This window comes from uncultured Campylobacter sp. (assembly GCF_963517995.1).
Taxonomy (GTDB): domain Bacteria; phylum Campylobacterota; class Campylobacteria; order Campylobacterales; family Campylobacteraceae; genus Campylobacter_A.
The window spans coordinates 1-12,524 of sequence record NZ_CAUQHQ010000067.1 but is presented as its reverse complement, the minus strand read 5'-3'; the positions used below and the strand labels follow the sequence as shown (position 1 = coordinate 12,524).

The 12,524-nt window shown below is 45.3% G+C and carries 11 protein-coding genes; 5 read left to right on the top strand and 6 right to left on the bottom strand.

The annotated features are described in order from the left end of the window. The 6 genes from ruvA to RYL88_RS07755 all read right to left on the bottom strand — a co-directional run. Positions 1-456, bottom strand: a 456-nt coding sequence (ruvA, locus tag RYL88_RS07780; protein ID WP_314990351.1) for a Holliday junction branch migration protein RuvA, incomplete at its 3' end; no start/stop codon positions are given. Between the two features lie 28 nt (positions 457-484). After that, positions 485-1,048 carry a hypothetical protein gene (locus RYL88_RS07775; protein WP_314990348.1) on the bottom strand — a complete coding sequence of 188 codons (564 nt, stop codon included), beginning with the start codon at positions 1,046-1,048 and terminating at the stop codon, positions 485-487. Continuing rightward, entirely contained in the window at positions 1,045-1,977 is a 933-nt protein-coding gene (locus tag RYL88_RS07770) for an MlaD family protein (protein ID WP_314990346.1), read from the bottom strand. Before RYL88_RS07770 ends, RYL88_RS07775 begins: the two co-directional genes overlap by 4 nt. Then, entirely contained in the window at positions 1,967-2,710 is a 744-nt protein-coding gene (locus RYL88_RS07765; protein WP_314990343.1) for an ATP-binding cassette domain-containing protein, read from the bottom strand. The genes RYL88_RS07770 and RYL88_RS07765 overlap by 11 nt, the downstream gene beginning before the upstream one ends. Continuing rightward, the gene (locus RYL88_RS07760) at positions 2,711-3,847 is read right to left on the bottom strand and encodes an ABC transporter permease (RefSeq protein WP_314990341.1); all 1,137 of its coding nucleotides are present in this window, start codon (positions 3,845-3,847) and stop codon (positions 2,711-2,713) included. Positions 3,848-3,849: 2 nt separating this feature from the next. Next, a complete protein-coding gene (locus tag RYL88_RS07755; RefSeq protein ID WP_314990340.1) occupies positions 3,850-5,763 on the bottom strand; it encodes a flagellar assembly protein A in 1,914 nt (637 codons plus the stop codon). A gap of 110 nt (positions 5,764-5,873) precedes the next feature. Here RYL88_RS07755 and murJ point away from each other — a divergent pair, with 110 nt between their 5' ends. The 5 genes from murJ to RYL88_RS07730 form a co-directional block, all read left to right on the top strand. After that, complete coding sequence (murJ, locus tag RYL88_RS07750) at positions 5,874-7,274, top strand: murein biosynthesis integral membrane protein MurJ (protein WP_314990338.1); 1,401 nt, start codon at positions 5,874-5,876, stop codon at positions 7,272-7,274. Continuing rightward, positions 7,261-8,649 (top strand): cysteine--tRNA ligase, encoded by a 1,389-nt coding sequence (gene cysS / locus RYL88_RS07745; RefSeq protein WP_314990336.1) that lies wholly within the window; start codon positions 7,261-7,263, stop codon positions 8,647-8,649. Before murJ ends, cysS begins: the two co-directional genes overlap by 14 nt. After that, positions 8,646-10,370, top strand: coding sequence for an ABC transporter ATP-binding protein (locus tag RYL88_RS07740; protein ID WP_314990353.1), 1,725 nt, complete (start codon positions 8,646-8,648; stop codon positions 10,368-10,370). Before cysS ends, RYL88_RS07740 begins: the two co-directional genes overlap by 4 nt. 41 nt (positions 10,371-10,411) lie before the next feature. Then, positions 10,412-11,485 (top strand): quinone-dependent dihydroorotate dehydrogenase, encoded by a 1,074-nt coding sequence (locus RYL88_RS07735; RefSeq protein WP_314990334.1) that lies wholly within the window; start codon positions 10,412-10,414, stop codon positions 11,483-11,485. 8 nt (positions 11,486-11,493) lie between these two features. After that, the coding region (locus tag RYL88_RS07730; protein ID WP_314990332.1) for a pitrilysin family protein at positions 11,494-12,524 on the top strand (1,031 nt) is incomplete at its 3' end.

The following is a 12,524-nucleotide window of genomic DNA, read 5'->3' as shown; positions in this document are numbered from 1 at the left end:
GCTCTCCAGAGCTAAGATCGCTTCGTGCTGATAGCTAGGCAAATTTTCATCCATCGTCATCTTTGCGTCGCTAAGCTCGGCGATGATGCGTCTAGCCGTCTTTGCGCCGATGCCTGGCACAGTTTGCAGCGCCGCAGCGTCTCCGCTTTTAACCGCGTTTAAAAATGCGTTCGGATTTAGGCTCGAGCACACCGCCATCGCAGTCGCCGCGCCGATACCGTTTAGTTTTATCAGCGTCTCAAACATCTTTTGTTCGTTACTATCTAAAAAACCGTAAAGCAAGTCCGCATCCTCGCGGATGATCTGCGTGATGTTTAGCTCCACGCTCTGGCCTCGCTCGAGCTTTGCCGAGCAAAAAAGCGAGATCGCTACGCCGTAGCTCACGCCGCCGGCAGTCTTTAGGACGAGATTTGCGGGCTCTTTTTTTGTTATGACGCCCTCGATCGCTTTTATCATCGTTTTCCTTTAAAATTTGCGATTATCTCTAAAATTTGATTAATTCTTGCAAAAATTTATCCGTAACCTCGCTAAAGGCGGCGTTTAGCGCCTTCATCGCGATTTCGCCCTCGTCCGCGCCTGCGTCTTTTTGCGAGCTTAGCACGACGCTTTTTAGCTCCTTGCCGTCTTTAAAAAAGCTAAATAACATCGAAATTTGCGCTTTTTGATCTTTGATTTGAAGGGTGAGTAAATTTGACTTTACGCTTACGTCCGCGTTTTTAAAAGAGGGCTTAAACGCGCACTGATTGCTTGCGGCTATGATCAAATTTCGCCTCGCCATCTCGCTTGGGAGCGCTAAAAATTTGATATTTTTTAGCGGACGGATCTCGCCGTTTGTGTCTATCTTTAAAACTTCTCGGCTCTCATACGCGCCAAAAACCCGTACTTCTTCGATGAAAACCGTTTTTTCGGGCCTATTTTCGCACTCTTTAAATTTATCCTCCGCGCCGCCTAGCATAAAATAATTCGTCCTGGGCGCAGGCTTTGCCAAAACGCTACAACCGCTAAAAAACAGCGCCGCCAGAGCTAAAACCGTGCTTAAAATTTTCATTTTTCGTCCTTTTTCTGCGTGTCTTTAAAGAAAAACTCGTACGGGTCGTCCTCGAGTCTAAAAAGGGTATTTCTAAAATCGGAAATCAACTTTTGAAAACTAAGCAGCGTCCTCTCCGTCTCGTCGCCAATCGTATTTAGCGCGCCCTTTACGTCGTATTCGCCGCTTTTTATTTTTTCTGCTATCGCGGTTTGTAGATTTTTTAGCGCCTGCGCGGCGTCTGTGGCCTTGGTCGTAAACGAATTTACGAACTCAAGCGTGCCCGAGGCGTTTTTTAGCGCTTTTTTTAGCTCGTTTAGCGTCAAATTTGCATTTGCCAAAACCTCGTTTGCGTTTGCGATAGTCGCGTTTATATCGAGATTTCCGGCGTTTATCTTTTTCGCGGCTTCATCAACCGAAACCAGGATAGACGAAAATTTAGCCGCGTTTTCGTCGCTTAAAAATTTATTGATATTTTTAAAGGTAGACTCTAAATTTTTTGTTAGATACTCGGCTCTATCGCCGATTTTGTCGAAAAAACCGGCCACAAGCCCGATGTAGGCCTTTTCGTTTTTGCTAAAAAGCGGGCTGTTTGCGCTTCCTCTAGAGATATTTAGGTAGCCGATGCCGGTTATTCCTTGTATCTGGGCAGAAGCGGTACTGTCTTTTTTGATAGGCAGGTCTTTTCTCACGGAGAGCTCAAGCTCGATGAGGGCTTCTTTTTCGTCGGCAAAGCGGATATCCTTGACGCTGCCCGCGTCTACGCCGATAAATTTGACCGTGGAGTCCCTTTTTATGCCGCTTGGAAGGCTTGTGGTTTTGATGAAATACGACCTGTAATCATCGGCCTTTTTCCCGTATCCGCCTAGCCACCACGCCGCGATACCTAGCGCGCTCACTACGAGTACGAAAAAGAGGCCTATCAAAGTATAATTTATTTTATTTCCCACCGTTTTTCCTTGTTTTTAAAAGCTCTTCGAGCGGATTTTCGGGCATTTGCATCAGCTGCTCAAACGTCCCTTCAAAGGCTATCTTTTTATCCTGAAGTATCAAAAACCTATCTAAAATCGTGCAAATACTGTCTATATCGTGCGTCACCATCACTACCGTGACGCCAAGCGTATCTCGCAGCTCCACCACCAGCTCGTCAAATGCCCGCGCGCTACTTGGGTCAAGGCCTGAGTTTGGCTCGTCCAAAAACAGAATTTTAGGACTTAGCACTAGAGCCCTAGCCATCGCCACGCGCTTTTTCATACCGCCGCTTAGCTCGCTTGGGTACTGCAAAGCGACGTTTTCGCTAAGGCCCACTTTTTGCAGCCAAAACATCGCTATCTCGCGCATCGAGCGCTCGCTCATCCAGCTATACTCTTTTAGCAGGATATAGATGTTTTCCAGCACGTTCATCGATGTATAAAGCGCGCCGAACTGAAACATCACGCTACAAGCAAGCTTCATCTCCTGCCTGGCCGCTTCGTCTAACGACCACAGATCGCGCCCTAGCATCTCGATCTTGCCCGCGCTTGGCTTTTTTAGATATATCATAGTTTTCATCAGCGTCGATTTGCCCGTGCCGCTACCGCCCAGTAGACCGTAAATTTCAGCCTCGTTTACGTGGAAATTTAGCCCGTCGTGGATCACTCGGTCGCCGAATTTCGTCGTTAGATTAGTCGCTTTTATTATCATTTATATACCTAGCTGCGTGAAAATAATCGAAAACAGCGCGTCCACCATGATCACGCCAAATATCGCGTTTACCACGCTCACGGTCGTATATGTACCCACGCTTTGGGTGTTTCCGCCGATCTGAAAGCCTCTCATGCAGCCGATAAACGCGATCACGGCGCCAAAAAACGGAGCCTTAAAAAGTCCTACGTAAAGATGCTTGATCTCTACCTCTTGGCCAAACCTCGCTAGATAGCTATCAAAGCTTATATTTAGGTAGTTTTCCATCACGACCATCTCGCCTAGTATCCCCGATACGTCGGCTAAAAATACGATAAGCGGCATAGCGACGATAAGTGCTATCACACGAGGCAAAACTAGAAATTTAAACGGATCAAATCCCATCGTTTTCATCGCGTCGATCTCTTCGGTGATTTTCATAACGCCGATTTGCGCGGTAAAGCTAGACGCCAGGCGCCCCGCCACGATGATAGCGGCGATGAGAGGAGCTATCTCGCGCAGGGTCAAAAGCCCCATCATCTCGACGATTATTATCGTAGCGCCAAAACTCGCAAGCAGGCTTGAACCCTGATAGGCTAGCACGATACCGATAAGAAAAGAGGTGAGGCACACGATAAAAACAGACTTTATCCCCGCATCCTCAAAATAAGCCAAAATTTCCTTCACGCGGATATTTTTTAACATGAATATCTTGCTAAATTTAACCAAAAACTCGCCCGTAAAATTTAAAAATGCGCAAAATCCTGCAAAAAACGCGGTCAAATTTTTGCCGATTTGCGAGAGCGGATTTCCGCGCGGTTTGGAGTTTATGATCTGTTTTATTTTGGGATTTACTTCGCTATTTATCGAATCAAAAATCTTTTGCGCGTGCGGGGTTAAATTTATAAGCTCATAGCTTTTACGAGCATTTTGTAATGTATTTTTTAAAAATAGAGCCGCAGCGTAGTCAAACTCTTTTACGTCTTTAAAATTTAAGACGATTTTGCTAAATTTATTCGAGCTAAGTAGATTTTGCGTAGCCCTCCAAATTTTAGCGGGTAGCTTGTAGTTCCAGTCGTTTTTTAGGTTTATCTTTAGCGCTTCGCCCTCTTGCGCGCACTCAAAAAATTTACTCTTAAATTTTAAAGAAAAAGTCAAATTTAGACCTTTCTTAGGTTGTTATTTTTCTTGATAACGTAGTCTATATCGCCCTCCTCGGTCTGAACCTTTACGATCTTTAGCACGCGAGCGATCTCGTTTTCTCTGGTGTTATAGGTTATATCGCGAGCCGGATCTACGAGCCTAAATTTAACCTCGTTAAATTCGCGCCACTTATCGTGATTTATCACTTTGGAGTTAAAAATCCCCTCTTGTATTCCCACTATCTCCTCTTTTAGCTCGGCTATCATATCTTTTTTTTCTTTAAAATCCTTTAAAAGCGCGTTATACTCGTGCACTAGCTGCTGGTACTCTTTTAGCTTCTTTATAAAAGTGGCCGGCGGCGTAATGCTTGAGTTTTTTAGCTCTTCGATCTTAGCTTTGATGACGTTTATAGGGCCTTTATTTTCCTCTATGACGCATCTTTTAGACTCTAGGATTCGCGGCATTTTAGCGATTTGCTCTCTTATGATTTTTATCTTTGCTGTAGCTTCGTTTATCTTTTCGCCCGAGTTTTTTACCATGCTAAAATCTACTAAAATTTTATTATTTACGCCTTTTAGCCTTTTTATCTCCACGCTATCTGCTACGATTATTTTTGCATTTGACGCTAGAGTGTCGATGATTACGCTTTCTGCGATTATCTCTCCGCCTAGAACCGACTTTATGCGAGCGATTTTAGCTTTTACCCTACCGCCTTCTAAACGGTCTATGTCGACGCTGTCCCCCTCAAAGCTACCGATATGCACGGCTATTTTTGCTTCTTTAGCTTCGATTAGAGATTTTGCGTGGGTTTGTCCGCCTATAGATACTTTATTTGCCTTTACGACGGCGTTTGCTGCGACGTTGCCTTCGATATTTACTTCATTGGCCTCGACGGTCATACCCGTGCCTATGGCGTCTTTGTTTATATCTCGCTCTTTTACGTTTAGCGTGACGCTGGTATCTAGCCCCGCATCTACAGAACCGGTGGTTTTAAAAGAAATTTCATTTACGTCTAGCTCGTCTTTGATATCAAAGACTCCGTTTTTTTCGTAAACGTAGCCAGCCTTTTTACAAAAATATCTTATACACGTCTCATCATCGGCGCAATAGATGTTTTCGGTGATTTGCGGCATTTTAGTTATCGTCGTTTTGGCTTTTTGGATAGCTAGGAGGTTTCCGCGCACGTCGCGGCCGCTAGAACCGTCTTTGGCTTTTATATATTCTATTATCAGCTCGTTTTCTATCGCTCCTAGCAGATAGCCTCTGTTTGCGTGATCGATTTTGCCGTTTTCGTCCGCGTTTTTTATCTTGCTTTTATAATAAAATATCAAATCGTCATCCACCGAGGGTTTAGCCTCTACGCCCTGCGTCACCGTAAAAACGTAGTCTTTGTCCAGATATTCCTTCACTCTTAGCGCAGATGTAATTTTGGCTATCTCCTCATGCATCGTTTTATCTCTGATACCGATTAGGATGCCTACTTTTATCATTTTTTTATAGATGAAATCAACCATCTTTTTGCCCAGTTCCTCGAAATAAACGGCGTCTCCTCCGCGCGAAACGGTAGCTAGGATTTTGGTTAAATTTTTATTGGCGTTTATAGCTATGCTAGGCAGCACGATGGGCTTAGCGCGTCTAAGGTCGTAAAATTTGACTCTATAAATTTGCTTTAGGCTCTCTACCTTTTCTACGTAAAATTTATCGTCGTCAAAGACGCCCAGCTTGCTTTGGGCTAGCATTCTTGGCGATTTTTCTCCGACTATTTTGCACTCGGTTTTAAAGTCTAAAATTTCAAAATCTATAAATTTATTATCCACTCCGTACTTTCTAACTAGATTTAGCACCTCGCCGTACGGGCTTGGCGTTTCTATCTCGATGTCTTCAAGGTACGTTTGCGCGTTTTGGTTTTCTGGCACGTGATACTCTCGCAATTTTTTGATTTTCGGTCGATTATCTCTAAAATTTCATTAAAAACTCTTGATTTTACGTCTTTTAAAACTAAATTTGCCTATCATTGCGCTAAAAATTTACTAGGATTTTCGTGTTTATCAAGGGCTTTTTTTCAAACAGCATCGGCATCATGGTTTCGCGAGTTTTAGGGCTCGTGCGCGACTTGCTCACGGCTTCTACTTTGGGCGCGGGCATTTATAGCGATATATTTTTTATCGCGTTTAAGATACCCAATTTATTGCGCCGTATCTTTGGCGAGGGGGCCTTTGCCAACGCTTTTTTGCCAAATTTTACTAAATCAAATAAAAAATCGCTCTTTAGCGCCGAGATTTTTCTTAGATTTCTAGCCTTTATCGGCATTCTCACGCTTTTGGTAAATTTATTCGCTCCGTTTTTTACCTCCGTTATCGCCACGGGCCTAGCGCCCGGCGACATAAACGAAGCCGTCCCGCTCGTAAAAATCAACTTCTACTACCTAGCGCTCATCTTTGCCGTTACTTTTTTAGCCTCGCTTTTGCAGTATCGCGGGCACTTTGCGACGACGGCATTTTCGACCGCTTTGCTAAATTTAGCCATGATCGGCTCTTTAGTTTTAGCTCGCGGACAGGAGCCTAAAATCGTAGCTTATTATCTGAGTTTCGGCGTCGTAGTAGGCGGCGTTTTGCAGCTCATCGCGCACCTTATCGCGCTTAAATTTAACGGCATCTCAAAGCTATTTTTTGGCGGCTTAGTTAAATTTGCTCGCGGCAAAAGAGCCGATACGAAGGGTTTTTTTAGCAACTTTTTTCACGGTCTAGTCGGATCCTCCGCGATGCAGCTAAGCTCGTTTATGGATACGTGGCTAGCTTCGTTTTTGGCGGCGGGATCGATCAGCTATCTTTTCTACGCTAACCGCATTTTTCAGCTGCCTTTAGCGATATTTGCGATCGCGCTCTCAACCGCGCTTTTTCCCAAAATCACGCGCCAGATCAAGGCCGGTAACGAAGCCGAAGCTCTAAAATGGATGCGAAAGAGCTTTGAAATTTTATATTTTTTGCTCTTTGCGGCGGCCATCGGCGGCATTGTTTTAGCCCAGCCCATCATCAAGCTGCTTTTTGAGCGCGGAAGCTTCACACAGGCCGATACGGCGGCGACCGCAAGCGTTTTGGCCGCCTATATGATCGGACTTTTGCCCTTTGGGCTTGCTAAGCTTTTTTCGCTTTGGCTTTATGCGCATTTACAGCAAAAGCTAGCCTCCAAAATCGCCGTTATCACGCTCGTTTTTAACCTAGTTTTGGCAGTAGCCTTGATGCAAATTTATGGCGCGTTCGGGCTGGCTCTAGCTAGCTCGCTGGGCGGGTTTTTGACGCTAGCTTTAAACGTCAAATTTTTTGGGATAAGTAAATTTTTAGCTATAATCGAGCCTAAAAAACTAACGCTTTTAAGCGCGGTTTTGGCTTTAGAGGCGGTGATTTTGATATTTTTAAGGAAATTTTTAGATGCAAATTTTTGATAGCGTAAAGAGAAAAAAAGTAGAATTCGAGCCCGTGAAAAGCGACTTTGTACGCATTTACGTCTGCGGGCCGACGGTTTATGACGATGCGCATTTAGGACACGCTAAAAGCGCGATTAGCTTTGATCTGCTTAGGCGCACGTTAAGCGAGCGTGGCTACAAGGTCAAATTCGTGCGAAACTACACCGACATCGACGATAAAATTTTAAAAAAAATGAGCGAGAGCGGCGAGAGTCTAGAAGCGATCACGGATAGATACATCGCAAGCTACGAGCGCGATATGAGCGCGCTTAACGTACTAGAGCCGGATGTAAAGCCAAAAGCGACGCAGACGCTAAAAGAGATGATAGAGTACATCGAAATTTTGCTAAAAAACGGCTTTGCTTACGAGATAAAAGGCGACGGCATATATTTTGACACCGCAAAAGACGCGCAGTATCTGAGCCTTAGCGGTAAATTTGACACCGAAGCAAACGTCGCTCGCGTGGCTAGTAGCGACGAAAAGAAGGACGAAAAAGACTTCGTGCTATGGAAATTTGACGAGAAATGGTACGAAAGTCCGTTTGGCAGGGGGCGTCCAGGCTGGCACACCGAGTGCGTCGCGATGATAAAAAAGCACCTAAGCAGCGGCGAAAAATTTGAGATAGATATCCATGCGGGCGGGCTTGATCTGCTCTTTCCTCATCACGAAAACGAGGCCGCGCAGTGCCGCTGCGCCGAGCGCAAGAGCCTGGCTAAATACTGGCTACACAACGGCTTTATCCAAGTAAACAACGAAAAAATGAGCAAGAGCCTGGGAAATAGCTTTTTCGTTAAGGACGCGCTAGAGCGAAATTTGGGCGAGGCGGTGAGATTTTACCTGATCTCTAGCCACTATAGAGCGAATTTCAACTTTAGCGAAGATGATCTAAATGCGGCAAAAAAGCGCCTAGATAAAATTTACCGTCTAAAAAAACGAGTTCTTGGCGCCGCGGCAAATTTGAGCGCGAACGAGAAATTTAAGAGCGAGTTTATGTCCGCAATGGGGGACGATCTAAACACCTCAAAGGCGCTTGCTAGCGTAGACGAGTTCGTCCGCAGCGCAAACGACGAGCTAGACGCAAACCCTAAAGACAAAGCCAAAAAAGGCGAAATCGCGGCAAATTTAGAGCTGATAGCGCGCGTGCTAGGTATCTTGCAAGTAGACGTGTTTGAGTATTTTCAGTTTGACGTGAGCGACGAGAAGCGAGCCTACATCGAGGATCTGATAAATCAAAGAAATGAAGCTAAAAAAGCCAAAAACTACGAGCTATCGGATAAAATCCGCGATATGCTAGCCGCAAACGGCATCAGCCTCATGGATACGCCAAACGGTTGCATGTGGGAAAAGATATGAAGCAGATGAGCCTAAAAGAGGTTTTGCGGCGGTTTGCGCCCTACTTTAGGGATTATATTTCGTATTTTATCATCGCCATCGCCGGCATGCTGATGGCTAGCGGCGGCACTGCGGCGTCGGCGTGGGTGATCGAGCCCGTGCTAAATAAAATTTTTATCGAAAAAAACAAAGACCTGCTTTATCTTTTGCCTTACGCTATCATCGCGATTTACGTTTTAAAGGGGCTCGGGACGTTTTTACAGGCGTATTTTACGGCGTATATCGGGCAGGATATCGTGAGGAGATTTCGTGAGAAGCTGCTAAAAAACCTGCTAAATTTGGATATGAAGTTTTTTAACGACTACCGCACGGGCGAGCTAATAAGCCGAAATATCAACGACATAGACCGCATCAGAAGCATCGTTAGCTCCATGATCCCAGAGCTAATCCGCGAGGCTATCACGATCGTCGGGTTACTTTGCGTCGTGCTTTATCAGAGCTTGCAGCTCGCGTTTTTTGCGCTAGTTATCATGCCAGCAGCCGTCTATCCGCTCTCAAAGCTCGCAAAAAAGATGAAAAAAATCTCCCGCGCCTCGCAGGAAAAAACCTCCGACATCAGCTCAAAGCTAAGCGAAATTTTTACCAATATCGAGATCATCAAAGCAAATAACGCCCAGGAGTTTGAGCACGCTAAATTTACCGACGAAAACGCTAAATTTTTCAAGCTAAATTTAAAAAGCGTAAAAGTAAACGAGATGGTAAGCCCGATGATGGAAATTTTCGGCTCCGTCGGCGTCGCGGCGGTCGTCATCATCGGCGGCAAAGAGGTCATAGACGGAAATTTGACGATGGGTAGCTTCTTTTCGTTTCTAACCGCGCTTTTTATGCTTTATACGCCTATTAAACGCATTTCTGGCCTTTATAACAAGATGCAAGACGCCGTGGTTGCGGCCGAGCGAACCTTTGAGCTGCTTGATAAAGAGCCTCAAATTTTAAGTGGCGACAAGCCCGTGCCGGCTGAAATAAATTTGATAAATTTTAAAGACGTCAGGCTAAACTACGACGATAAAGAGGTGCTAAAAGGCATAAATCTAAGCGCGAGCAAGTCCCAAACCGTCGCGCTCGTGGGCAATAGCGGCGGCGGAAAAAGCTCGATCGTAAATTTACTGATGAGATTTTACGACGCAAACGGCGGAGCGATCGAGATAAACGGCGAAAATATCAAAAATTTTGACCTCGGTTCGCTTAGACAAAATATCGGCCTCGTGACCCAGCGCGTCTATATCTTTAACGACACGGTCGCAAACAACGTCGCCTACGGCCGCGAATACGACGAAGCTAAGGTCGAGCTCGCGCTAAAAACGGCAAACGCGTATGATTTCGTAGCAAATTTACCCCAGGGCGCGCAGACGGTGCTAAATGAATTTGGCACCAATCTCTCGGGCGGCCAGCGTCAGCGTATCGCCATCGCCCGCGCTCTCTACGACGACCCGCAGATTTTGATATTTGATGAGGCCACGAGCGCCCTAGATAACGAAAGCGAACAGCAGATAACCAAAGCCATCGCGAATTTACAAAAAGAAAAGATAATATTTATCATCGCGCACCGCCTAAGCACGGTGCAAAATGCCGATAAGATCGCCGTTATCAGCGGCGGAAAAGTGGTCGGTTTTGATACCGACGAGGCGCTTAGCAAGAGCTGCGAAATTTACGCGAAACTAAAAGGCGAAGCCCTTGTTTAAGCCTAAATTCGATAAAATCGCTCAAAATTTAAGGATAAAATTTGAATTACGAAACACTAAAATCCATATTTTTTAAATTTGACCCCGAAACCGCTCATAAAATCGTCGAAAAAACGCTAAGTATCTCAGACTGCGTATTTCCGGGGCTTTATAGCATCGTCGCCAAAAACTGCGTCGTCACGGACGCGGCTCTTTCGCAAAATTTGCTAGGAACTAGCTTTTTAAACCCAGTAGGAATCGCCGGCGGCTTTGATAAAAACGCCACCATGCTACGCCCGCTAGCAGCGCTCGGATTTGGGCACGCGGAGTTTGGCACCGTGACGCCAAAGGCGCAAGAGGGCAACGCAAAACCGCGCCTTTTTCGCCTAATCGAAGAAGAAAGCATCCAAAACGCGATGGGCTTTAACAACGAGGGCGCAGACGCCATTAGCGCGCGCGTTAGCAAGCTATATCCGTTTGCGATACCGCTTTTTGCCAACATCGGTAAAAACAAAATCACTCCAAATGAAGAAGCGATAAAAGACTATGAAATTTTAGTCGATAAATTTAACGAAATTTGCGACTGCTTCGTCATCAACGTCTCATCGCCAAATACTCCGAATTTACGCGAACTACAAGAAGAAAGTTTTATAAAAGATCTATTTGCGCGCCTATCGCCGATCGCAAAAAAGCCGATAATCTTTAAAATCGCACCCGATATGGACGACGACAAGGCCGTACAGATCTGCAAAACGGCCGTAGAAAGCGGCGCGAAAGGCGTAATCATAAATAATACGAGCGTGGATTATTCGCTATCAAAATCTGCGAATTTGCAAAATTTCGGCGGACTAAGCGGTAAGGTTATAGCCAAACGCTCGCGCGAGCTTTTTAGCGCGGTGGCTAGCGAGCTTTACGGAAAAACGGTTTTGATCGCAAGCGGCGGCATAGACAGCGCCGAGGAGGCATACACTCGCATAAAATCTGGCGCAAATTTGGTTCAAATTTACACTTCCTTTATATTTAAAGGCCCAAACATCTCAAAACAGAAAAACGAAGGTATTATAAAGCTAATAAAAGAGGATAATTTCACATCGATTAGCGAAGCGGTGGGCTGCGATATAAAAAACAAAATTTAAGGAAATTTATGCTTATAAAATACTCCAAAACAAAGCTCAAAAACGGCTTTGAGATCTATCACATCCCCGCTAGCAAGGGATCTAGCGTAATTAGCGTGGACGTGTTTTACCGCGTAGGCTCGCGAAACGAAACCATGGGCAAAAGCGGCATCGCGCACATGCTAGAACATCTAAATTTTAAATCTACGAAAAATATGAAAGCGGGCGAATTTGACGAGATCGTAAAGGGTTTTGGCGGCGTAAATAACGCTAGCACAGGCTTTGATTATACGCATTATTTCGTCAAATGCTCAAAAGGCAACCTAGACGAAGCCCTTAGGCTTTACGCCGATATAATGGAAAATTTGAGCCTAAAAGATAAAGAATTTCAGCCCGAGCGCGACGTCGTGACCGAGGAGCGCAGATGGCGCACGGACAACTCCCCGATCGGCTTTTTGTACTTTACGCTCTTTAACGTCGCTTTTAGTTATCACCCGTACCACTGGACTCCGATCGGCTTTATCGGCGATATCAGAAACTGGAGCATAGAGGATATAAAAGAATTTCACGAGACATACTATCAGCCGCAAAACGCGATCCTGCTAATCAGCGGCGACATCGATAAAAAAAGCGCGTTTGAGCTAGGTAAAAAGCACTTTGAAAATATAAAAAACAAAAAACCGCTACCTAAATTGCACTGCATCGAGCCCGAGCAAAACGGCGCGAAAAGGGCTGAAATTTACAAGGATAGTGAGGTAGAGATGCTAGCGCTTGCCTTTAAAATCCCGCCGTTTAATCACGAGGATCAGCCTGCGTTAGGCGCGCTAGCGGAGTATCTAGGCAGCGGGCAAAGCTCGGTTTTACAACGCGTTTTGATAGACGAAAAGTGCCTCGTAAACAGCGTGGACGTCTATAATATGAGCAACATTGACGAGAGCCTGCTAATAGTGCTAGCCGTTTGTAATCCAGGCGTCAAGGCAGAGGCCGTAGAGGACGAGATCTGGCGAGTGCTCGAAAACGCAAAAACGCAAAAAATCGACGAAGACGAGATAACCAAGAT